This is a genomic window from Microbacterium sp. K41, assembly GCF_004794395.1.
GTDB classification, from domain to species: domain Bacteria; phylum Actinomycetota; class Actinomycetes; order Actinomycetales; family Microbacteriaceae; genus Microbacterium; species Microbacterium sufflavum.
Window position 1 is genome coordinate 34,948 of the sequence record NZ_SSDO01000161.1, and the last position, 21,690, is coordinate 56,637.

Here is a 21,690-nt window from a genome sequence, read left to right on the forward strand (position 1 = left end):
CGTCCGGGTTGCGGATGCGGGCCGAGCATTCCCCCTCGATGCATCCTGTGGACGGGTGTTGTCCGCCTACTATACGGCGTCGCTCCCCCAAAGCTCCCTGACAATTCCCGTGGTGCTCTCGATCGACGACCGCGACGACGCGCCGAACACGATCGACTCGACGTTCGCGTGGTCGTGGATCCACTCCAGGGCGCGCCGCGGCGGGATGGCCCCGGACGCGAACACCGACATGGCCACGGGGCGGAACGGGCGCTCACGCAGAGCCTGCTCGTATGCCTCGATGCCGCCGGACATCCGGAAGCCGATCTCGTTGATGTTCGCGCACACGATCGGGTTCTTCACTCCGACGCGGTCGAGCGTGTCGAGCAGCATCGGCAGGTTCATCGTGATGAAGCCGGGCTCCGCGTTGTAGCGCTCGCGCACGTGACGATCGAAGATCGCGAAGGCCTCGTCGAAGCCGAGTCCCAGCATCAGGTCGACCACGACGTTCTGGAGGAAGACCACCGGGGTGTTGAGGCCCTGGAACATCTTCATCTCCGCGTCGACGAGCAGCGTGATGATGCCCTCGATGTCCTTCTTCATGAACGACTTGCCGCCGCGCACCGCCGCGTTGAGCAGACCCTCCTCCGGAAGGAACTGCTTCAGCGCGCCGAGCATGCCGTTGTCGGTCACCGCGTTGGCGTACTTGTGCGCGTACGGCATGCACGGGTAGAAGCGGTAGTCGGCGTACCGCTGCGGGTTCGCGCGCATGTGATCGCAGACCTCGGCGATGCGCTCGTGCGTGGTGCACATGAGGGTGCGGATGCCGTTGTCGAGGGCGATGTCGACCACGTCGATGATCGCCTGGGTGTCCTGGAAGCGGATGGCCTGCGCCCGCGCTTTCTCCTCCGACATGTGGTTGATGCCGAAGAACTGGTTGTCGCCCAGCAGCAGCCGGTCCATGGTCGTCGTCGTCATCTCGCTCATGCCTTCCTCCCGCGTCCGAACAGTCCGCGTTTCGCCGCGGGTGCCGCGGCGACCACGGCAGGTGCCGGTGCGGACTCCGCAGCGGCAGCGGAATCCTGCAGGATCCACTCGATGACGCGGTCCGTCTCGGCCGCTCCGGCGAAGCCGTTCTCCCGCGCCTCCGTCTCGCCCGCCGCGATGGCGTCGACGAACGATGCCAGCTGCGCGCTGTACTCCTCGCCCCGGAGGTAGAAGGCGACCTGCTCGGTGAGGTCGGTCGTGTAGGAGATGTTCCACCCCGCACGGTAGCCCGCCGGGATCGTCGCCCCCTCGCGGAGGTAGACGCGCAACTCCTGGCGGTCGGCGATGATGCGGCCCTGCGAGCCGGAGATCGTGACCGAGGTCGACATCTTCCGGAAGGACTCGTCGGACCAGTTGACCGAGAGCTGCACGCTCAGGCCGTCGGGGTAGTCGAGCGTGGAATAGACCTCGTCGTCGATGTCGGCGGAGAAGATGCTGTTCAGCACCGATCCGCGGACGCGCTCCGGCGTGCCCAGGTACCAGTTGACGAGGTTGAGCGGATGTGCCGCGTAGTCGTAGACGCACCCGCCTCCCGTCGACCGCTTGGTGCGCCAGGTCGAGCCCTTCGGCTTGAGCACGACGGGCCCGTAGGCCTCGGCCAGGACGTGCGTCACACGGCCGAGCGCTCCGGCGTCGAGCAGGCGCTTGACCTCCTGGAACGTCGCGATGAAGCGGTTGTGGAAGCCCACCTGTGCGATGAGCCCCCGCTCGGCGGCCAACGCGGCGAGCTCGAGCGATTCGGCCGCGCTCAGCGTGAGCGGCTTCTCGCAGAAGACGTGCACACCGCGCTCGAGCGCGCTGCGGACGAGTGCAGCGTGCGAGGCGTTCGGCGTGGCGATGATCACCGCCTCCGGTGCCGCGTCGTCGAGCATCTTGTCGAGCGTCGAGTACGTCGGCGCCCCCGTGTACTTGTTCAGCACGTCGAGCAGGTAGTCCGTGGCGTCGACGACGCCCACCAGCTCCACGTTGTGCAGAGCCCGGACGATGGACAGATGGGAGAGCCCCATCTTCCCCACGCCGACGACTCCGACCCGAACACGTCGTGTGTCAGTGTTTTCTGGCACGACGAAATCCCCTTCCCCAGTTGGTTTCCCCTTCAGAAGCGCCTCTCCCCGTAGAGACGCCAGCCGCTATACTAACCCGAAGTCCGCGCTGATGGCAGTGCGAACTTCGCGCCGGGATGGGGCCCGGTGTATCTCAGGGGATTCTGACGCACGCCGACGGCGTGGGTCGGACGCGTCACATAAGGGGAGTGACCATGCAGTTGGATGTTTCTGTCGTCCTGCCGACACACAACCGACCGGAGCTGATGAAGCTCGGCGTCGAGAGCGTGCTCGCGCAGAAGACCTCGGCCACGGGAGAGGTCGTCATCGTGTTCGACGCCTGCCCGATCGAGGTGCCGGACGTCGAGGTGCCGGAGGGGTGGACGGTGCGCGGCATCTCGAACACCCGCACCCGCGGACTCGCCGGCGCGCGCAACTCGGGGATCCTGGCCGCGGAGGGGCGGCTGGTGGCCTTCCTCGACGACGACGACGAGTGGCTCCCCGGCAAGCTCGCCGCGCAGCTGCGCCGCTTCGAGGAGAAGCCGGAGGCGATCATCGTCGGCACCGCCATGGTCGTCGACGACGGCACCAACCGCATCGTCCGCCGTGTGCCATCCGATGACCTCACTCACGAGGACTTCCTGCGCAACCGCAACCCCGGCCTGCACTCGTCGAGCCTGATGTTCCGGCGCGAGGTGCTCCTGGGCGAGCTCGGACTGATCGACGAGGAGCTTCCGCGCAGCTACGGCGAGGACTACGACATCCTGTTGCGCGGTTCCTCCCTCGGGCTCGTGACCGTGGTGAACGAGCCGCTGGTGCGCGTGCTGTGGACGGGGCAGTCGTACTACTTCGGGAAGTGGGCCGCGTACGCCGAGGCCCTGCAGTACCTGCTGCGCAAGCACCCCGACTTCGCGACCATCCCCGCGGCCCTCGGTCGCATCGAGGCCCAGGTCGCGTTCTCCCTGGCCTCGGCCGGGCAGGGCAAGGAGGCCCGCTCGTGGGCCTGGCGCGCGCTCCGCCACAACCCGAAGCAGGTCAAGGCGGCGCTCGCGATCGCCATCTCGTGGAAGCTCGTGACCCCGCAGGCGATCACGAAGGTCGTCCAGAAGCTCGGCCGGGGGATCTGACGCCATGAAGATCCTCATCGCCTGTTCCTCCGGCGGGCATCTCACCCAGGCGCTGGCGCTGCGGGACTGGTGGGGCGAGCACGAGCGATGCTGGGCCACGTTCCCGGTGGAGGATGCGCGCTCGCGCCTCGCCGACGAGAAGGTGTACGAGATCCACTACCCGACCGTGCGGAACGTGCCGAATCTGCTGCGCAACTTCGGTCTCGCCCGACGCGTGCTGGCAGAGGAGCGGCCCGACATCGTGTTCTCGACCGGCGCGGCCATCGCCCTGCCGTTCTTCACCCAGGCGCGGTTCTTCGGGGCGCGGACGGTGTACCTGGAGCCCGTCGACCGCATCACCTCACCCGGCCTCAGCGGGCGACTCGTCTACCCGTTCGCGGACGAGTTCCTCGTGCAGTGGGAGCGGATGCGCCGGTTCTACCCCGGGTCGCGCAACGTGGGGGTCGTGCTGTGAGCGCGCCGCTGGTCGTCGTCTCCGCCGGCACGTACCACCTGCCCTTCGACCGGCTCTCGCAGTGGGTGGAGGAGTGGCTGCACCGGAACCCCGGCGTGCGCCTCGTGATGCAGCACGGCCCGTCCGCTCCGGTCGACGGCGCCGAGAACGTCGAGATCCTGCCCTACACCGAACTCCTGACGCTGTGCCGGGAGGCCGACGCGGTCGTGCTCCAGGGCGGCGCCGGCGGCGTGATGGACATGCGTGCCCTGGGCATCGTGCCGATCGTCGTGCCGCGCGTGCCCGGCGACGGCGAGGTGGTCGACGATCACCAGCTCGTGTTCAGCGCGGAGATGGCCGAGCTCGGGATCATCCGGCGCGCCCTGTCCTCCGCTGAACTCGCCGCCCAGCTCGACCGTGCGCTCTCCGGCGGCGCGGAAGCCCCCGGGACGATCGCCACGCCGGGGGCGGACACCGTGCGCGCCCTGCTCGAGCAGCCGGTCCGCCGCGCGCCGTGGTTCGCCTTCGTCCCGCGCCTGTTCCGCAGCGGGACTGCGATCATCGCGACCAAGCTGCGGCGCTGACGCTCGGGCGCCGGACTCCCGTCAGGCCCAGCGGCCGAGGAACGGGATCCGGCGCCACAGCGTCTCGATGTGCAGGGCGTGTCGGAACAGCCAGAGCACGGCGGCATACACCGCGCACAGCACGACACCGGCCACCAGCAGCACGAGCAGACTCGACCCCGCGAACCACGTGAACAGGAGTCCGCCCCCGCCGAAGATCAAGACGGGCGGCAGCATCGGCACGAGCAGCTTCGAGGGCTGCAGGTCCACATGCATCAGGCGGTGCACCTGGAGGGCGGCGATGAGGTTGTCGGCCAGCATCACGATGACCCAGGTGATCGCGGCACCCCAGACCCCCAGGAGCGGCACGAGGGCGAGGTTGCCTCCGATGCTCACAGCCAGCGCGATCGCCTTGTTGTACATCTGCCACGTGCTCTTCCCGCCCTGCAGGAGGATGCTCTGCAGCATGCCGCACGCGGTCTGGAACATCATCGCCAGAGCCAGCAGCACCATCGGTCCCCACCCGGAGCGGAACTCCGAGCCGAAGATGCCGAGGACCGCGGGGCCCATCGAGATGAGCAGCATGTAGAACGGCCAGTTCATCAGGATCATCGCCCGCACGACCTTGGTGTGCAGTCGTGTGGACTCGGCGTAGTTCTCGCGGGCGAGGAGAGCGGAGATCGTCGGGGACACCGCCACGCGCATCGCCTTGTCGACCACGCCACCCGCGCGCACGGCACGGGTGATGACCGCGTACACGCCCGCGGCGGAGGGCGAGGCGAGCGCGGCGATGATGAGCACGTCCGACCACTCGAGCGCGGTCTCCAGGCCAGAGCTCACCGTGCGCGGGGCGTTGAACCGCCAGAACTCGCCCATCGTGGGTCGCGTGCCCGGCGTGCTCTCCCGGCGACGGCGGAAGTCGCGCACGAACGGCGCCGCGATCACCACGAGCGTCACGACCAGCCAGAACGGCTGCGGCAGCAGCCACGCCTCGAACGCTCCCCACGCGCCGACCCCGGCGACCGAGACCGCGAGCAGCACGGTCAGCAGTCGGCTGGCCGGGAGCAGGATGCTCTGCAGCAGCGTGAAGGCAGTGACGCCCCGAAGCATGCGCGCCGCGATCTGCAGGACGCCGATCAGGGCGCCCACCACGACATACGGCACCATCGCGCGCATCAGGTCGGCCAGAGCGGCCGAGTCGCTCGGGGTCGCCAGCCAGTCGCCGAGCGCGTCGGCCAGCAGCCAGACCGCGAGCGATACGAGCCCGGAGACCACCGCGACCGGTCCGAGCGCGAACATCACGATGCGCCACTCCGCGCCCACGCGGTGGAAAGCGCGCTGCTCGGCGATGTAGCGGACGATGCCGCTGTTGGTCCCGAGCCGGAGGACCTGCGTGAGGATCGTGAAGATCCCCATCGCCTGGAAGAACAGACCGGTCCCGTCGGCACCGAGGGTGTTACCGACGATCGCGGTGAGCAGCAGGGCGGCGAGGGCGGCGAAAGCGGAGCCGAACAGGCTGATCAGACCACTCTTCGCCAGCCCCTCACTCTTCATTCGCCGCCTTCGCGAACGGCGTCGGCTGCGGTGTCCAGTACGAGGACTTGCCGAGATACTTCTCCCGCAGCAGCACCGCGAGGGCGATGCCGACGAACACCAGCTGCCTGTCCAGGCCGTAGAAGATCGACAGGCCGACCGCCACGACCACGCTGGCGTGGATCCACACCGCCGACAGGTTCGGCGCGTCGAACGTGCGCACCGCGCCCATCACGATCATCCCGAGGAACAGGACGAGGCCGACCAGCCCGAAGCAGAACATGGCGTTCCAGATCGCGCCCTGCGTGCCGACGTAGATCTCGCTCCAGGTGCTGGGCCGGGGAGCGCCCCAGCCGATGACCGGCGATTGCAGCGTCCGCTCCCAGGTCTCCGCGTAGAGGTTGCCGCGTCCCTCGGTCGTGTCGACCGTCTCCTGGCGGGCCACGATGCCGTCGAGGAACCCGGAGAGGAAGAGGATGACGGCCGCGGCGATACCCAGCACCGTGACCCAGAAGAAGGCGAGGAAGCGTCCGCGGATCAGCAGGCAGAACAGGACGTAGACGATCGCGCCCGCGATGCCGAGGAACAGGCCGCGGTTCGTGGTCGCGATCGCCGGCGGGATCGCGGCGACGAGGGCGATCACCAGGAACCACATGGCGCGCGCGGTGCGGTGGCCGATCGCCGTGCCGATCGCGATGGGGGTGAGCACCGCCATCGCCGCACCCCAGCCGTTCGTGTACGAGAACGGTGCCGACGGGCGGACGAACGGCTCGGCAGCTCCCCACGGCGTCTGGATCTCGGCGAGGGTCGGGAACACGAGCTCCGACACGTAGTCGTTGCTCGAGATCGCGTCCGGCAGCAGCCGACCGATCGTCATGGTCAGCTGCACCTCGGGGAACAGCATCCCCAGGTAGCCACCCACGATGACGAACAGCCAGATGAAGGTCAGCCCGTTGAAGATGCGCTTGGGCGTGAGCGAGCTGCGCGCGTTGACGATGTAGACCATGATGATCGCCAGCGCGAGGAACTGGCTGATGCGTACGCCGAGGCCGACGCCGCGACCGAGCTGATCGATCATGAGCGCCGACGGGATCATCCACAGCACGAACCCGATCCACGGCAGGATGCCGGGGACGATGAGGATGCGCCGCCGCATGATCAGCAGCGCCACCATGGGCACCGCCATGATCACCGACGCGAAGGGCAGCATCCCGAGGAGCCAGAACAGCGGGTAGCCCCACAGCACGGTCAGCACCGGCCAGGCGGGCAGCGATCTCGGCTCGACCTCCAGGCTGGGGTCTTGACCGGTCGCTGCGATCAGCGAACGGCTCGGTGAAGAGATGAGTGCCATGCGGATGCGTCCAGGTTCAGAGTGCGGTCAGCTGCGTGTACTTGCGGCGGAGCGAGCCGGCGAAGATCAGCACGTGCCAGACGAACAGTGCGGTGTAGAGCACCGCGAACGCGAACGGCAGTCCGATGAACGCCAGGACGACATACGTCGTGGAGGGATCCTGAGGCTGCTTGACGAACGACTCCAGGATGCCACGGCGTCCGTCGTCCGGGGAAGGGGGAGTCTTGGGGAGGAGCTTCTCGGCGAGGAGCTGGGAGAGGAACCAGCCGGACACGAGCACCGAGAACAGGCCGGCGACCAGCACCAACCACGGCCACGCGTCCGTGCGGAGCAGGTGCACCGCGACGGCGATGTGCACGAGCGGGGCCCGCACACCGTCGACCACATGATCGAGCCATTCGCCGGCGGGGCCGCCGCGCTTCTGGATGCGCGCGAGCTGGCCGTCGGCGGAGTCCAGGATGTACCCGATCAGGAGGAGCACGGCCGCGAGCGGCCCCGCCCACCACGCGGTGACGCCGGCCAGCACGACGACGGCCGCGAGGCCGAACAACGCGCTGACCGCCGTGACCCCGTTGGGGCTGGCGCCCCAGGTGGCGGCGACCACGGCGGCCCTGCCGCCGAGCGGTCGATTGATCCAGCGCAGGTACGCGGGAACGCCCGCCCCCGCTTTCTGTGCGGAGGCGAGCGCTCGACGCGCGTCTGCGTAGGAGATTTTCGTCATTTACGAGGCATGTCCAATGCGAGATCGAAGCTCAGGTCGGGAGTTCCGCGATAGTTGGCGTGCACAGACGCCGCGATCACGTTCGTCCCTTCCACGAGCAGGTTGGCGGGCACCGCGAAGGTGACCTTGTTGGCCGCAGCCGTGGTCGCCCGCGGTGCCGCCGTGGCATACGAATTCTGCGTCAGGGTCCCCGCCCCGAGGTTCGCCCGCCCGAGCTCCACCCCGTTGAGGTATACCACGACACCGTCGTCCGCCGTAACCGTGACCGTGCCGTTCGCGACGCTCGCGGCGTCCGTCACCGTGACGGAGTGCCGGAACTGCGCGCTGAGCGGCTTGGTTGCGAGGTTCGTCGGGTCGATGTTCGTCGCCGCCGTCGCGACCCCGCGGGCGAGGACGGCCGAGCCGCTCGCCCACGAGGAGGCGTCGAACGCCACCGCGTTCCAGTCCGCCGGCAGCGGATCGGCCGAGTAGCGCCACGACCAGGCCGAACCGCTCGGCACGCTGACCGGCAGCTCGTTGTCCGACGGCGGAGTCGCCGTCGTCACCTGGACCGTCGCGGGAGTCGACGCGAGACCGCCGATCCCGACCGCGACCACGCTGTAGTCGTACGCCGTGGCGGCGGTCAGGCCGCTCTCGGTGAACGTCGTCGTCGCGGCGTCCGTCGTGCCGACCTGCTGGCCGCCCCGGCTGATCACATAGGACTGCGGGGTGGTGCCGCTCGCGGGAGCGGTCCAGGTGAGGGTGGCGGAATCGAGAGTGGTGGTCCCCGAGAGACCCGTGACCGGGTTCGGAGCCGCCGGCGCCTGGCCGCGCTCCGCCGTGAAGGCGAGGTCGAAGCTCAGGTCCGGAGTGGTGCGGTAGTTCGCGTGGACCGAGGCGGCCAGCACGTTCGTCCCGTCCACGAGCACGCCCTGCGGCACCTCGAACACGACCCGGTTCGCGGCGGCGGTCGTGTGCGACACGACGCCGTTCGCGTAGGAGTTCTGCGTGAGGGTGCCCGCGGGCATCCGCACCCGTCCGAGCTCGACGCCGTTGAGGTACAGCACCACGCCGTCGTTCGCGATGACCGAGATGCTGCCGTTCACGACGCTCAGCGCGTTCGTGACCTGGAACTCGTTGCGGAACTGCGCGCTCAGCGGCTTCGTCGCGAGGTTCGTCGGGTCGATGTTGGTCGTCGCCGATGCCACCCCGCGGGCGAACAGGCCCTTGCCGGTGTTCCACGACGCGTCGTCGAACGCGAGCGTGTTCCAGTCGGACGGCAGCGCGTCGGACGAGTACCGCCACGACCAGGTCGAGCCGTTCTCGATGAACGTGAGCGCCGAGGCCGGTGCGGGCTGCGCGACGTAGGCCGCCGTGCTCGCGGAACGGTTGCCCGCGGCGTCGCGTGCCCGGACGAAGTAGTTCGTCGGGGTCTCCGTGATCGGCACGGTGTAGGTGGCCGATGTCGTCGACGCGATCACCCGGTTGTCGCGCAGCACCTCGTAGGTCACGCCTCCGGTGTCGGTCGAGGCCGCCCAGGTGAGCGTCGCCTCGGTGCCGCCGTTGCCGGGGGTCGCCGTGATTGCACCCGGCGTCGTGGGAGCGGTGGTGTCGCGCGGGGCGAAGCGGATGTACCCGCCCGACCACTGGTTGACCTCGCCCGCCCTGACCGAGCGGCTGAAGTCGCCGCCGGCCCACAGCACGCCGGTGCTGTCGAAGAACGTGCCCCAGGCGCCGTAGCCGGCGCGAGCCTGCACGACGGGCGACCACGCGGCCACGAACTTGCCGGTCTGCGCGTCCCACGCACCCATCAGGTTCATCTTGTCGGCCTGCGTCCAGCCGGTGCCCACGTCACTCCACGAGTACGCGTCCTGGTAGACCCAGTGGCCGCAGTGGCAGCCGCCGATCACGAGGTTCGCGTTGTGCTCGACGGTCTGGAAGTCGCCACCGTTCTTCGTGATCGACCCGCCGACGCGCTCGAACGTGTTCCGGTCGTAGGCGAAGAGCGAGTGCTCCGAGCCGCCGAGCCACACCTTCCCACCGGCCTCGGTCACGCCGAGCTGCCAGATGTTGCCGGAGTAGGAGCCGTCCGCGTTGAGCGTGGCCTTGCTGAACTTCGGCACCCACAGCGGGTCGACCAGCGGGGCGCCCGCGGCGGTCTGGATGGCGGCCGCGCTCGGGGTGGACGTGGTCTGCTTCATCTTGAAGTAGCCGGAGAAGTAGGTGCGGTCGCCCTGGTCGGAGGCGTCGACGGCGATCGAGCTGCCGTTGAGGAACGCGTTCCAGTTGGTGTCGGGACGACCCGTCGTCAGGTTGATGCGACCGCCGTTCCAGGTGCTCGCGCTGATGGTGGAGCCGACCGCGGTGAGGTGCGTCATGGCACCGGCGACGTACAGGAAGTCGCCCTGCACGTCGAGGTCGCGCACGTAGGGCACGCTGCCGGTCGCCCGGTGCTCCGCGTTGACCTGCCAGCCCGAGAGCTGCCCGGTCGTGGGGTCGAGGATCGCGATGCCCGCCTGCGGGGTGCCGTTGACCGTGGAGAACTGCCCGCCGATCGCGACGCGGCCGTCGGGCAGACCGGTGATGGCCTTGACCTGACCGTTGAGCTGCGGACGGAACGTGGAGACCCACTCGCCCGTGTTCACGTCGAAGGCCGCGAGGTACGGCTGCTCGACCTGACCGGTGCCGCCCTCGTTGCGCTGCACGTAGCGGAAGTTGCCGCCGACGAAGACCTTGCCGGCGACCTCGCCGAACTCGGCCACCTCGGTGTTGAGCTCGCCGCTGCTGCCGTTGGCGAAGCCGGAGACACCCCAGACGGTGGTCATGGCGTTGCTCTCCGGGATGGCCGCGACCGTGGAGGCGGGCGTGCCCGAGGCGGGCACGGCGCCGAAGTCGAGGTTCGCGAGCTTCAGCTGCGGCCGCAGGAAGACCTGCGTGAACGGCCGCGCGTAGCCCTGGCCCGACGGGGCCCACAGGTACGAGGTGGCCGCGGTGCTGCCGCCGATGCTCGAGCCGAACGCCCACCCGTTGATGTAGTTGTGCGACGCCTGCTCACTGAACACGACGCGGCGCAGCTGGTTGTTGTTGCCGAAGTTGTTGGTCTGACCGCCGGTGCCGGTCGAGCCGTCGAAGTTGTAGTTCTTCACGCGGTGCTCGGCGCCGAAGGTCCACACCCAGCGATCGCGCTGCGTGAACGTGAACCGGCCCTCCTGCCACGGGGTGCCGGCCGTGTTGGTGGCGCGGCGCAGGCGGATGCCGTCGGCCAGCGCGTCGACGCGGCCGTTGTTCAGGAGTCCGTCGACCGTCGCGGCCGGCAGCTGTGCCGGCTGGAACGCGTCGGTGCCGGTCGGGGTGTTGCGGATCTGGGCTGCGGTGCGCAAACCGTTGTACCCCTCCTTCCAGCCTTCGCGGCCTCGGCCGATGAGCACCCAGCCGCCGCCGGACGTGGTCTGGTCGCAGTAGAACTGCTCCGGCGCGACGAGCGCCGGGGTGACCAGCCAGTACACGCCGTCGGTGGACTGCGGGTAGTTCTGCTTGATCTCCCAGCACGACGCGGCGGCGGTCTCCTGAGAGAGGCCGTCCGGCAGTGCCGGGGGTGCGGCGTTCGCCGCGAGCGGGGTGAGCAGTGAGCCCACCAGGACGGCCGCGGCGATCATGGCGCCAGCGGCTGCGCGGGTCGCCTTCACTCTCCGCGCGGGTGCTGCAGTGTTCATGGAGTCCTTCTTCGGGTGTGAGGCTCGCCTGGAGCGACTCGGGGGTGAGTCGCTCCAGGTGCGGGTGAGCCACGTTCGGGTGTTCGAGAGATCGGCGATCCCCCGGGGGGTGTGGGGGAGGTCAGGCTGCGGGGCAGTCCTGAACGTCGGGGATCTCGTGCGACGAGATCTTCCAGGTGTCGTCCTCGAAGACGGCTCCGTAGATGTGGGCCACGGGGTGGCCGGGGTTGTACAGCGAGTCCTTGAGCGAGTTGCCCGCCGCGTCCTTCACGTCGATGTCGGACACGTCGACGCACACCTTGAGGGTGATGGTCGCGGGGGAGGACGCCAGGTCCACCGCCGTCGGGGTGACGCTCGTGACGACCGCCTTGCCCGTCTGCGTGTAGCCCAGGTCCATCTGCTCCCGTGCGTGGGACTGCACCTCGCCGAGCACCCAGCCGGTCGCGACCGCGTCGACGCCGACCGCCGAGCCGTCGCCGCGCTGGCTGACCTCGTCGAGGGCGGCGACCACGGCGTCGGCGGCCGCGGTCGCCCGCTTGACCTCGGCGTCCTGGTCATCGCTCATCGGGCCGTCGACCACCTTCGGGACGGACTTCAGCGGATCTTCGGATGCCGCCTTGTCCTCGTCGCCGTCGTCGACGGGCTTGTGGGTGGACGAGGCCGACGGCGCTCCGCCGTTGTTCGTCACGAGGGCGACGCCAACCCCTGCGGCGCCCAGCGCGAGCAGTGCCACGGCACCGATCGCGATCCATCGTCTGCGGTGCGTCGCGGGCGCCTTCTCGCCCTCGATCACCTGTCCTTCGTCATTCATCAGTAAGCCCCCTTCGGCTGGATCATCACCTTCGCGGTCCGCCACATGATTTGCAGATCATTCATGACCGACCAGTTCTCGACGTACCGCAGGTCGAGGCGCACGCTCTCGTCCCACGACAGGTCGCTGCGCCCGGACACCTGCCACAGGCCCGTGATGCCGGGCTTGATGTACAGGCGGCGGAACACGGTGCCGTCGTACGCCGTGACCTCGCTGGGAAGCGGCGGACGAGGCCCGACGACACTCATGTCGCCGGTGAGGACGTTCCAGAACTGCGGCAGCTCGTCGAGCGACAGCTTGCGCAGCACCTTTCCCACGCGGGTGACGCGGGGGTCGTCCTTCATCTTGAACAGAAGACCGGCGCCGTCGTTCTGCGCCTTGAGGGCAGCGAGCTGCTGCTCGGCATCGGTCTTCATCGAGCGGAACTTCACCATCTTGAAGCGGCGGCCGTCGCGGCCGACGCGCTCCTGGAAGAAGAACGCGGGTCCGGGCGAGTCGAGCTTGATGAGCGCCATCAGCACCGGGGTGACGAGGGCGATCGGGATCAGCGCGACCGTCGCGACGAAGATGTCGAGCGCGCGCTTGAGCACGTGCACTCCGCCCTCGTACGTCGGGATCTTCACCTGGATCAGCGGCAGGCCGTCGACCTGACGCAGCGAGATGCGAGGACCGGCGACGTCGGTCAGTCGGCTCGAGAGCACGAGCTCGGCGGCGGTGCCCTCGAGCTGCCAGCTGAGCTGCTTGACGAAGTCGGGGTCTCCATCGGGACGGCTCGCCACGATGATCGTGTCCGCCCCGAGCTGGGCTGCCGCGGCGGCGACGCTGTCGAGATCGCCGACGACCGGGTAGATGCTCTCCCCGATCGCGAACGCGCCGGCCTTGCGATCCACCAGCGTCGTCCCCACGACGTGGTAGCCGTTCTCTGCGCCCTTCTGCAGAGACGTGATCACATACTCGACGTCTTCGGTCGCGCCGACCACCAGGGTGCGCGACGCGTACTGGCCCCGGATCCGGCGGCGCTGCAGCCACCGTCTCCAGGCCCAGCGCGCGCCGAGCAACCCGAACGTCCCGACAGGCAGCGCGACGAGGAACAGCGGCTGCAGTCCCTCCCACGCCAGTAGGACGCCCGCGATAGCGGTGATGCCGAATGCCAGGCCGCTGGCGTGTGCCACGCGGCGGTATTCCGTGGCCCCGGAACCGAAGATGGCGGCGTCGCGGGTGTTGAGCGCCGACAGCATCAGATACCAGGCGAGGCCGAGCAGAGCAGCGTTGCGCCCCGCCTCGATCGCCACGACGCCGGAGGTCAGCTGGACCGCGACCGTCAGAGCGACGGCGATCAGGATGACAGCCGCATCCGTGATCCGCAGCCGCATCCGATAGTGACGTTCCCACTGCCGACGCCGTTCCAGCGTCGCCGAAGCGCGCGGCGTGGTCGCCGGGCGCGTGGACGACGTGGTGGCCCGCGGAGCGGTGGCCGGAACGAATCCCGTGCGAGAGATGCTCAGAGCATCCTCGACGGACGTCATGCCGAGGCCCCTTGAGCCGTGAATGTACGCAGAATTCCCCAGTGCGACATTGATTTCCCCAGTTTGATATCCCCAGACCGTGAACCCCACGTTCACGGCAGTCGTCTGCGTCCCGACCCCTCGGGTCCTGCTGGAACTCCGTGATCCCACATCTCGGAGTCGAAGGCGCCGTCCCAACCGGCGGCTTCGTGCAGCAGGCGCTGCAGACCTGGAACACTGTAGCGGACGCGGCCAGGAAACGGAAGACAAATCCGGGGAATGGATGAAACCCCATCGCGGGTGGTGCGCGGTCGGGCGCGGCCCGGGCGCTATCCTGACGCCGTGACGGCGCCCCCACCCTCTCCTCGTTCTCGCCTGCGAACGATGCTGCCCCGTGATCCGGCGCAGCCGCATCGCACCGCGAGCACCCTCGAGCTGTTCTTCGACCTGGTGTTCGTCGTGGCCGTGAGCATCGCCTCGTCACAGCTGCACCACGCCCTCTCGCACGGCGACTTCGTCCACGGCATCACGTCGTACGCGATGGTGTTCTTCGCGATCTGGTGGGCGTGGATGAACTTCACGTGGTTCGCCACCTCGTTCGACACGGACGACTGGCTCTATCGCGTGACGACGTTCGTGCAGATGGGCGGGGTGCTCATCCTCGCTGCCGGTGTGCCGCGGGCCTTCGACGAGGGCGACTTCACCGTGCCGGTCATCGGGTACGTCGTGATGCGCGTGGCCATGGTCGCGCAGTGGCTCAGGGCCTCACGGTCGGCCGGTGCGCTGCGCTCCGCCACCCGCCGGTACGCGGCGGGCATCGCCGGGGTGCAGGTGCTCTGGGTGCTGTTCCTCCTGATCCCGACGGGCCCCGCCCAGCTCGTGGCGTTCGTGGTGTTCGCCCTCATCGAGATCTCCGTCCCGGTGTTCGCCGAATACCGCCGGCAGACCCCGTGGCACCCGCACCACATCACGGAGCGCTACGGGCTGTTCACTCTCATCGTGCTGGGGGAGAGCCTGCTCGCCTCGGCGAACGCGATCATCGACGCGCTCGACGAGGTCGAGGCGCTCGGGCCGCTGATCGCGATCTCGGTGCTCACGCTGGTGGTCACCGCCTCGCTCTGGTGGATCTACTTCTGGCCGCCGCATCACCGCGCGATCACCTCGTTCCGCCGGTCGCTGCGGTACGGCTACACGCACTACTTCGTTTTCGCGGCGGCCGCCGCCTTCTCGGCAGGCATCGAGGTGGAGCTGGACGTGCTCACCGGTGAGAGCCACCTGTCGAGCATGGCCGCTTCGTTCACCGTGACCGTCCCCATCGCGGTGTTCCTCCTCGGCGTCTGGTGGATCGCGATCAAGGAGAACGCCGACCGTGTGGTCAACACGGTGGTGCCGACCGGAGCGGCACTCGTGCTGTTGGATCCGGTGCTGCCGGTACCGGTGACGCTCACCGCACTGATCCTGGCAGCCGTCGTGGTCGTGCTCGTGCTCCGACCGCCGGTCACGCGCGAGGCCGAGGCTCCGGCGGGGACGTAGGCGCCGCGCCGCTCAGACGCAGGCGGCGAACAGGGCGAGGCACTCCTGACGCAGTCGCGAGATCGCCTCCGCGTCGCCGCGCAGATGGCGGATGAGGGCGTTCTGGAGCATGCCGTCGGTCAGGGCGTACGCCAGGGTGGCGTCGAAGCGACACGGTTTCCCGGCGAGTTCCGCGTAGCGCGCGAGCACCTCGCCGATCGCCTCCTGCAGCATCTGCTCGATCTGCTCGATCGTGTCGCCGAAGCCGGACTCGAACAGTGCCTGATTGCGCAGGTCGTACCAGAGGCGGTGCAGCGACGCGTCGTCCTTCAGGCTCCTGGCCATCTCGTCGGCCACGCGCCCGGCGAGCTCGTCGGGGGTGGTCGCCGTCTCGATGATGGCGGCGTAGCGCTCGGCCGGCTGGCCGCGCGAGATGCGGACGGCCTCCGCGATGAGGTCGTTCTTGTCGGTGAAGTAGTAGTGCAGCGAGCCGTGGGAGAGCTCGGAGTGCTGGGCGATCTCGCGCAGCCCCGTGCGGGCGAACCCGCGTTCGGCGATCGCCTCCAGCGCGGCCTCCGCCAGGCTCCGTCGACGGAGGGCGAACTTGTCGGTTCCGGCGCGCTCGGCCCTCTTGATCGCTGTGTTCATCGTCTCGTCTCGACTCCGTCCCTGCGTTCGGTATCGGTCATGCTAGTGGGCACCGTCACGGATTTGAACAGTCGTCAAGTAAAAACTGGACACTCATCCAAGAAAAACTTGACACTTGACCAATCCCGTGATGCACTGGATGGATCGCGATCGTGAGCGTCCCCAGCGCCCGATCGTCGACCACGCCGCGCGCGCGATTCCCCGTCGCCCCGGCAACCGCTGCCTGACGAACTCTCGCTCGGCAGCGTGCGCGGCGGAGCGATGTCCCCACCTCCTCCGTCGCGCCCCCGAACCCGTCGTCACGGCATCTCTGCTAGACTGACGATGCAACGTGTGCGTTTCGCCCCTCTCGGCCGCCGCGTCGCCACTGATCAGGGCCCATCCACGGTTCGCGCACATCGACGCGCGCGACGCCGCCTTCGATCTCCTCACTTGCGGACCGCCCTGCGTGCCCGCCACATAGCAATGAGCATCGCCATGAGCACCACCACCGTCCCTCCGTCCGACCCCCTCACCTGGAAGCAGGCCGACATCGACGTGCACGTCGCCACCCGCGGCGGCGAGTTCGCCGGCTTCGTCGAGTTCGACGGCGCCGCACACGTGCTGCGCGACGAGCGCGGTACCGACCTCGGTACCTACGCCTCGCTCGACGACGCCTGCGACGCACTCGACGCTGCGGCCCGGCCCGCACCGCGCTCCGGGCTCCGGTCCGTGCCGCGCTCCGGACGCCGCCGCGTGCGCCGGGCCAGGGCCTGACCACACCGACGACACGACGAAGGCGCGAGCAGAGAGCTGCTCGCGCCTTCGTCGTGTCCGGCTCTACCGCTTGCTGTCGTCGGTCTCCACCACGTCGATCGTGATCTTCTCGAGCGGGCTGTCGTCGTCGAGCTCGTCGTCCAGCACCTCGTCGCCCAGGAACGTCTCCACGACCGTCTCGGTGGCCTCCGAACCCGACTCGTCCTCGTCGTCGATCGTGGCCTCGGCGACCGCGATCGACGAGGGCAGCGCATCGTCGCTGAAGATGCCGTCGGGGCGGATGAGCTCGCGCACCTCGGCCATGAAGCTCGACAGCTGCTGCTGCTGCCAGCGCAGCTGCCGCGTGCGGTCCTCGGCGTCGTGCAGCACCGCGGTCGTGTGACCGGTGACCGCATCGACGATCTTCTGCGACTTCACCCTGGCGCGGTCGAGGATCTCCCTCGCGCGCACCTGCGCGTCCGCCTCGATCGCCTGCGCCTGCGACCGCATGAGCCGCTCGTAGTCGTCCGCCTTCGCGGAGATCCGCTGCGCGTGCTCCAGGGAAGCGGTGACCTGCTCGTTGGCATCGGTCGTGATGCGCTCCGCGTGCGCGACGGCCTGGTTGTGCAGCACCAGGAACTCCTGCTGCGCGTCGTCCTGGCGACGGGTCAGCGTCTCCTCGAACTCGAGCACGCGGGCGTTCATCTCGCGCACCTCGCGCTCCGCATCCGCCCGCAGCTGCGTGGTCTCCCTCGTGACGAGCGAACGCAGCGCCGCCGCGCCCTTCTCGGCCTCCGTGCGGATCGCGGTGGCCTCCTGCGACGCCTGGTTCACCTTCTCGGCGGCGTGCGACGCCTCCCGCTCGATGCGCGCCTCGTGGGCCGTGTACTCGGTCTCCATCTTCAGGCGCACCTGGTCGGCGTCCCGCTGGGCCTGCGAAGTGATGCGATCGGCGTCGGCCTCGGCCTCGGCGCGCTGCGCGGCGACCTCTTCGCGCGCCGCCGCCATGAGCCGGTCGGCCTGCACGGCGGCGTTCTGGATCAGCACGTTCGCCTGCTCCTCCGCGACGCGCAGGATCGCCTCGAACTGCTGACGAGACGGCGCCTCCTCGCCATCGGGCTGCGGGGTGTCGACGAGCTCGGAGGTCAGCGTGGCGACCTGCTGCTCGGCGTCGGCGGCCTTGGCGTTCGCGGCGGCGAGCTCGCTCTCCAGCGCCTCGCGCGCCTCACGCTCCTCCGCGCGGATGGCCTCGACCGACTCGGTCTCCCTGGTCTGCGTCTCGGCGAGCTGGTCGGACAGCTGCTGCACCTGCGCCCGCAGGGAGGCGAGCGCCGCGTCGACCTCGCCCTTGTCGTAGCCGCGGAAGCCGATCGTGAACGCGGCGTTCGACGCCGACGACGACTGCTGGTCGCGCGGTGCCGTCTCGATCAGCTGGTCGAAGAAGTCCGGCGACCGCTCGTCGCGGGAGCCGTCCGGGGAGTCGCTCATGGTTGGGCCTTTCTGGCGTGTCCGGACGCGGAGCGGGGGCTCCGACCGCCGAACGGGATCGCACGCACGGACGAGGAGGCCGCCCGGCGCACGTCGCGACCGTGTCCTCAGCGGACGCTGTGCCGGGCGCGACGCGGTCCTAGCCTAGTTGCGCCGGCTGTGGATCGTGAGCCCCTCTTCACACCGGGGAGGGCGGTGCCGACGGACGGTTCATCCGGAGCGTGACCAGCGGGCATTGCGATCGTCGAGCAGCGCGCCACGGACGTACGAGACCGGCGGCCCGTCGGACACCGTGATCCCCCGCGCCCCCGCCGCCGCCGCGACGCGGGAGCGCAACTCGGTCCACAGCGCCGTGGTCTGCGGGAACCCCATGTACTCGCGGAAGGTCTCGACGCGCAGCACCGCGCCCATCGGGTCGGCGGTCACGCGCACGACGGTGTCGTCGGGGTCGACGAAGCGGATGGCGATGGCGCCGTCATCCAGCGGGAGGAAGTCCTTGCCCGCAGCCGCTGCCATCGTCAGGAGCTCCCGTGCCTCCGGGGCGGGCGCGTGGATCCGCAGCGTGCGACCGAACTCGGCGAGGGCCTTGTCGAGCTGGTCTCGCGCGAAGCGGTCGCCCGCGCGGCGTCCTGCGGCCGCGGTGCTGCGGTTCAGCCACGGGCGCAGGAAGGCGGCCCCGACGATGATCGCCAGGATGAGCAGTCCGAAGAGAAGGAGAGTGGGAACCACGACTGATCCGTGTGGGCGGAACGGCGGTCCGTTCAGCGGGGTGCGGTGAGCGCGTCCAGCACGAGCTCACCGGAGGAGTTGAGCGCCTGCATGATCTCCTGCACGCGGTGCGGGTCGATGCGGGGCGGCTCCGCCGCGTCGAAGCCGAACTGGAGCGGGATGGCCGGGTGGATCCAGATCGTCGCGCGCTTGTCCACCCCGGCTGCGACGGGCAGCCAGGTCATCATGAAGCTCTCCTGTCGACGGAGCTTCGTGGAGATCACGATCTTCAGGTGCGCCAGGGTCTCATCCTCGATGAGAATCGGGTCGGAATGACCGTCGTAGCGGAGTCTGCCCATAGTGCTGACCGTACACCGCTCCGAGGCCCTCTGCCTCTCATCCCTGATCGGCGCAACCCCCTTCGGTGTGAGGAGCCGGAGGCCTATTGTCGCCGGACAGGCGGGCCTCGGAAACGCGCAGACGGGACAGGTGACGGCAGTGGCAGATGAGGCGAAGAGGACGGCGCGCGTGCGGATCGTCGTGAACGATGTCGGCTTCGTGCTCGCACCCGGTGAGTCGGCGGACGGGATGAAGCAGGAGATCGACGCCGCGGTCCGGGCGGGAGGCGGATTCGTCGCGTTCACCGTGGCGGACGGGTCGCGGGTGAACGTGCTCGTCTCCCCGATGAGTCACGTCGTGATCTCGGTCGAACCGCACGACGTCGAACCCGACGAGCCTCCGGTCGCGATCTTCCCCCGAGGCGACTTCTTCGACCACGAGCTGCTCTGACGCGGACAGCGCCGGAACCCGCCCGACCGATCCATCGCCCGCGGGGTGGCGCTGACGGATATCGCGCTCCGCGCTTGGTACGGTGACCGCGGTGGACATGATGTCCCTGGGGCCGCTGAGCAAGAGAGAACGTCACGATGGAGCGCACGTCCCGCTTGCGCCTTGGCCGCATCGGGATCGTCGCCGTGCTCGCGGTGATGCTCGGCACCCTGGCTCCCGCGTTCACCACGGGCGACCCGGCCGTGGCCGCCGCGCCCGACGGCTACATGGTCTACCCGGCGTCTGGCAACATCCAGTCCAAGGTCGGTGACGGCTGTCTGGGCAACTACCGCGCCCACGACGGCATCGACATCTCACGCAACGGCGGCACCCCGATCCTGGCGGCCTACGACGGCGTCGTCCGCACGCGCACGTCGAACGGCGGATACGGCAACTACACCGACATCGAGCACGCGGGCGGCTACGTCACCCGCTACGCCCACATGGCCAGCACCGCGTGGTACCCGCCGGGCACCCGCGTGCTGCGGGGCCAGCAGATCGGCGTGGTCGGCAACACCGGCAACTCCGCCGCCTACCACCTGCACTTCGAGGTGTGGCTGAACGGCCGCGTCTACTCGCAGATCAACAACGGTTTCACGTGCCTGTCGAACGTCACGCGCGGTGCCACCATCCCGCTGTTCTTCCCCGGTCTCGGCACCGGCTCGGGCACCGTCGCCTCCGCGGACTACACGGGCGACGGCAACGCCGACGTACTCGTGGTCGCCGGCAACGGCGACCTGCGTCTGCGCACCGGCAACGGCCAGGGGTCGTTCGCCGCGGCGACCACGGCCCTCGGACTCTGGGGCGGCAGCCGTCGCCACGTCACCCACGCCGACTTCAACGGCGATACGAAGGCCGACCTGATCGCGGCGAGATCCGACGGCACGCTCGAGTTCTACGCCGGGAACGGTGCGGGAGGATTCGCGGCCGGGACCGCGATCGGGAACGGCTGGTACGGCCTGCTGCACATCGTCTCCGGCGCCGACTTCACCGGCGACGGCAGACAGGACGTGATCGGCGTCGCCCCCAACGGGGCGATGTCGCTGTACGAAGGCAACGGCTCCGGCGGCTTCACCGGGCGCGTGACCACACTCGGAGTCGGGTGGGAGGGCTTCCACTTCATCGTGGGCGGCGACTTCGACAACGACGGGAAGGGCGACCTGATCGCCGCGTCGGACACCGGGACGCTCTACTTCTACCGTGGCGCGAACTACGGCTTCCAGACGGCTCGGGTCGTCGGCGAAGGGTGGATCGAGTTCACGGCGCTCACGGGCGGGGTCGACTACAACGGCGACCGCCGGGCGGACCTCCTCGGACGCACCCCTGCGGGCGAGGTCTACCTGTACAGCGGTCTCGGCGACGGGACCTTCGGGACCAAGACGCTCGTGGGCTCCGACTGGGGCGGACACCTCACGATCGAGTAGGGTCTGGCGCCGCGTATCGTGGGCGCATGGCGGCTTCCACGTTCGACGAGATCGTCGCGGACCTGTACGCGGCGTCGCCGGGCGACTTCGTGGCGGCGCGCACCGCTCGCGCGAAGGACACCGCGGATGCCGCCACCGCCGCGGCCGTGCGAGAGCTGCGCAAGCCCTCGGTCGCGGCGTGGATCGTGAACGTGTTCGCTCGGGAGAGGGCGGAGCAGCTGGGGGAGGCGCTGAGCCTGGCCGCCGAGCTGCGGGAGGCGCAGGCGGACCTCGACGCCGCAGCGCTGGCGAAGCTCGGACGTGAGCGGCGCGCCCTCACGCGACGGCTGGCGCAGGCGGCGGGACAGCTCGCGCAGTCGCGCGGGGAACGCGTGACGACGGCGACGCTGGACGCGGTCGAGCAGACGATCTCCGCCGCCTTCTTCGACCCCGACGCGGCGGCGGCGGTGGCGTCGGGACGACTCCTGCGCGCCCTGGAGCCGAACGCGTCGGGCGACGACGTCCGCGAGGCCGTGGCCGGGGAGGTGCCGACACTCGCGCCC

Annotated in this window: 19 protein-coding genes and 1 pseudogene; 8 read left to right on the forward strand and 12 right to left on the reverse strand. The window is 69.3% G+C overall.

The features are described from left to right. Positions 1-69: 69 nt before the first annotated feature. Both DW309_RS04120 and DW309_RS04125 read right to left on the reverse strand, forming a co-directional pair. Positions 70-966, reverse strand: a complete 897-nt coding sequence (locus DW309_RS04120; protein ID WP_206251847.1) for a hypothetical protein — start codon at positions 964-966, stop codon at positions 70-72. Continuing rightward, positions 963-2,090, reverse strand: coding sequence for a Gfo/Idh/MocA family protein (locus DW309_RS04125; protein ID WP_205814420.1), 1,128 nt, complete (start codon positions 2,088-2,090; stop codon positions 963-965). Before DW309_RS04125 ends, DW309_RS04120 begins: the two co-directional genes overlap by 4 nt. A gap of 194 nt (positions 2,091-2,284) precedes the next feature. Between DW309_RS04125 and DW309_RS04130 the strand changes: the two genes are divergently transcribed. Genes DW309_RS04130 through DW309_RS04140 form a run of 3 tightly spaced genes read left to right on the forward strand, consistent with a single transcriptional unit; the run spans position 2,285 to position 4,213 of the window. Continuing rightward, positions 2,285-3,196, forward strand: coding sequence for a glycosyltransferase family 2 protein (locus tag DW309_RS04130; protein ID WP_168387168.1), 912 nt, complete (start codon positions 2,285-2,287; stop codon positions 3,194-3,196). Between the two features lie 4 nt (positions 3,197-3,200). After that, positions 3,201-3,650 carry a glycosyltransferase family 28 protein gene (locus tag DW309_RS04135; RefSeq protein ID WP_136029358.1) on the forward strand — a complete coding sequence of 150 codons (450 nt, stop codon included), beginning with the start codon at positions 3,201-3,203 and terminating at the stop codon, positions 3,648-3,650. Continuing rightward, positions 3,647-4,213, forward strand: coding sequence for a glycosyltransferase (locus tag DW309_RS04140; protein WP_136044640.1), 567 nt, complete (start codon positions 3,647-3,649; stop codon positions 4,211-4,213). The genes DW309_RS04135 and DW309_RS04140 overlap by 4 nt, the downstream gene beginning before the upstream one ends. A gap of 21 nt (positions 4,214-4,234) precedes the next feature. Here DW309_RS04140 and DW309_RS04145 read toward each other — a convergent pair whose 3' ends face one another. The 6 genes from DW309_RS04145 to DW309_RS04170 all read right to left on the reverse strand — a co-directional run bounded on the left by DW309_RS04145 (position 4,235) and on the right by DW309_RS04170 (position 13,826). Beyond that, positions 4,235-5,746: a lipopolysaccharide biosynthesis protein gene (locus DW309_RS04145; RefSeq protein ID WP_136044641.1), complete on the reverse strand. Its 1,512-nt coding sequence runs from the start codon at positions 5,744-5,746 to the stop codon at positions 4,235-4,237. Then, entirely contained in the window at positions 5,736-7,076 is a 1,341-nt protein-coding gene (locus DW309_RS04150; protein ID WP_136029364.1) for an O-antigen ligase family protein, read from the reverse strand. The genes DW309_RS04145 and DW309_RS04150 overlap by 11 nt, the downstream gene beginning before the upstream one ends. Positions 7,077-7,092: 16 nt before the next feature. Continuing rightward, a complete protein-coding gene (locus tag DW309_RS04155; protein ID WP_136029366.1) occupies positions 7,093-7,797 on the reverse strand; it encodes a CDP-alcohol phosphatidyltransferase family protein in 705 nt (234 codons plus the stop codon). Further along, the gene (locus tag DW309_RS04160) at positions 7,794-11,489 is read right to left on the reverse strand and encodes a fibrinogen-like YCDxxxxGGGW domain-containing protein (RefSeq protein ID WP_136044642.1); all 3,696 of its coding nucleotides are present in this window, start codon (positions 11,487-11,489) and stop codon (positions 7,794-7,796) included. The genes DW309_RS04155 and DW309_RS04160 overlap by 4 nt, the downstream gene beginning before the upstream one ends. A 121-nt stretch (positions 11,490-11,610) precedes the next feature. Then, positions 11,611-12,300 (reverse strand): hypothetical protein, encoded by a 690-nt coding sequence (locus DW309_RS04165; RefSeq protein WP_136044643.1) that lies wholly within the window; start codon positions 12,298-12,300, stop codon positions 11,611-11,613. Then, on the reverse strand, positions 12,300-13,826 hold the full coding sequence (locus DW309_RS04170; protein WP_136044644.1) for a sugar transferase: 1,527 nt from the start codon (positions 13,824-13,826) through the stop codon (positions 12,300-12,302). Before DW309_RS04170 ends, DW309_RS04165 begins: the two co-directional genes overlap by 1 nt. A gap of 363 nt (positions 13,827-14,189) precedes the next feature. Between DW309_RS04170 and DW309_RS04175 the strand changes: the two genes are divergently transcribed. After that, a complete protein-coding gene (locus DW309_RS04175; RefSeq protein ID WP_136044645.1) occupies positions 14,190-15,338 on the forward strand; it encodes a low temperature requirement protein A in 1,149 nt (382 codons plus the stop codon). A 12-nt stretch (positions 15,339-15,350) separates the two neighbouring features. Here DW309_RS04175 and DW309_RS04180 read toward each other — a convergent pair whose 3' ends face one another. Continuing rightward, a complete protein-coding gene (locus DW309_RS04180) occupies positions 15,351-15,965 on the reverse strand; it encodes a TetR/AcrR family transcriptional regulator (protein ID WP_136037115.1) in 615 nt (204 codons plus the stop codon). 477 nt (positions 15,966-16,442) lie between these two features. Between DW309_RS04180 and DW309_RS04185 the strand changes: the two genes are divergently transcribed. After that, positions 16,443-16,721, forward strand: coding sequence for a hypothetical protein (locus DW309_RS04185; RefSeq protein ID WP_136044646.1), 279 nt, complete (start codon positions 16,443-16,445; stop codon positions 16,719-16,721). Between the two features lie 63 nt (positions 16,722-16,784). On the opposite strand, the gene DW309_RS04190 is transcribed toward DW309_RS04185, so the two are convergent. The 3 genes from DW309_RS04190 to DW309_RS04200 form a co-directional block, all read right to left on the reverse strand. Next, the gene (locus DW309_RS04190) at positions 16,785-18,188 is read right to left on the reverse strand and encodes a DivIVA domain-containing protein (RefSeq protein WP_136037116.1); all 1,404 of its coding nucleotides are present in this window, start codon (positions 18,186-18,188) and stop codon (positions 16,785-16,787) included. A 210-nt stretch (positions 18,189-18,398) separates the two neighbouring features. After that, positions 18,399-18,917, reverse strand: a complete 519-nt coding sequence (locus DW309_RS04195; protein ID WP_136044647.1) for a hypothetical protein — start codon at positions 18,915-18,917, stop codon at positions 18,399-18,401. 32 nt (positions 18,918-18,949) lie between these two features. Next, positions 18,950-19,255: a DUF7882 family protein gene (locus DW309_RS04200; protein ID WP_136029383.1), complete on the reverse strand. Its 306-nt coding sequence runs from the start codon at positions 19,253-19,255 to the stop codon at positions 18,950-18,952. 169 nt (positions 19,256-19,424) lie between these two features. On the opposite strand from DW309_RS04200, the gene DW309_RS04205 reads away from it, so the two are divergent. The 3 genes and pseudogenes from DW309_RS04205 to DW309_RS04215 form a co-directional block, all read left to right on the forward strand. Continuing rightward, positions 19,425-19,685, forward strand: coding sequence for a hypothetical protein (locus DW309_RS04205; protein ID WP_136044648.1), 261 nt, complete (start codon positions 19,425-19,427; stop codon positions 19,683-19,685). A 137-nt stretch (positions 19,686-19,822) separates the two neighbouring features. After that, a complete protein-coding gene (locus tag DW309_RS04210; RefSeq protein ID WP_136044649.1) occupies positions 19,823-21,148 on the forward strand; it encodes a VCBS repeat domain-containing M23 family metallopeptidase in 1,326 nt (441 codons plus the stop codon). A 26-nt stretch (positions 21,149-21,174) separates the two neighbouring features. Next, positions 21,175-21,690 (forward strand): annotated as a pseudogene (locus tag DW309_RS04215) (transposase); the annotation flags it as partial.

What these genes read in the sequence shown, in the direction of transcription:
- DW309_RS04150 (WP_136029364.1), bottom strand. Translation starts at nt 7,076, where the DNA reads ATGGCACTCATCTCTTCACCGAGCCGTTCGCTGATCGCAGCGACCGGT.
- DW309_RS04120 (WP_206251847.1), bottom strand. Translation starts at nt 966, where the DNA reads ATGAGCGAGATGACGACGACGACCATGGACCGGCTGCTGCTGGGCGAC.
- DW309_RS04180 (WP_136037115.1), bottom strand. Translation starts at nt 15,965, where the DNA reads ATGAACACAGCGATCAAGAGGGCCGAGCGCGCCGGAACCGACAAGTTC.
- DW309_RS04155 (WP_136029366.1), bottom strand. Translation starts at nt 7,797, where the DNA reads ATGACGAAAATCTCCTACGCAGACGCGCGTCGAGCGCTCGCCTCCGCA.
- DW309_RS04165 (WP_136044643.1), bottom strand. Translation starts at nt 12,300, where the DNA reads ATGAATGACGAAGGACAGGTGATCGAGGGCGAGAAGGCGCCCGCGACG.
- DW309_RS04135 (WP_136029358.1), top strand. Translation starts at nt 3,201, where the DNA reads ATGAAGATCCTCATCGCCTGTTCCTCCGGCGGGCATCTCACCCAGGCG.
- DW309_RS04170 (WP_136044644.1), bottom strand. Translation starts at nt 13,826, where the DNA reads ATGACGTCCGTCGAGGATGCTCTGAGCATCTCTCGCACGGGATTCGTT.
- DW309_RS04210 (WP_136044649.1), top strand. Translation starts at nt 19,823, where the DNA reads ATGGAGCGCACGTCCCGCTTGCGCCTTGGCCGCATCGGGATCGTCGCC.
- DW309_RS04130 (WP_168387168.1), top strand. Translation starts at nt 2,285, where the DNA reads ATGCAGTTGGATGTTTCTGTCGTCCTGCCGACACACAACCGACCGGAG.
- DW309_RS04145 (WP_136044641.1), bottom strand. Translation starts at nt 5,746, where the DNA reads ATGAAGAGTGAGGGGCTGGCGAAGAGTGGTCTGATCAGCCTGTTCGGC.
- DW309_RS04160 (WP_136044642.1), bottom strand. Translation starts at nt 11,489, where the DNA reads ATGAACACTGCAGCACCCGCGCGGAGAGTGAAGGCGACCCGCGCAGCC.
- DW309_RS04190 (WP_136037116.1), bottom strand. Translation starts at nt 18,188, where the DNA reads ATGAGCGACTCCCCGGACGGCTCCCGCGACGAGCGGTCGCCGGACTTC.
- DW309_RS04200 (WP_136029383.1), bottom strand. Translation starts at nt 19,255, where the DNA reads ATGGGCAGACTCCGCTACGACGGTCATTCCGACCCGATTCTCATCGAG.
- DW309_RS04185 (WP_136044646.1), top strand. Translation starts at nt 16,443, where the DNA reads ATGAGCACCACCACCGTCCCTCCGTCCGACCCCCTCACCTGGAAGCAG.
- DW309_RS04175 (WP_136044645.1), top strand. Translation starts at nt 14,190, where the DNA reads ATGCTGCCCCGTGATCCGGCGCAGCCGCATCGCACCGCGAGCACCCTC.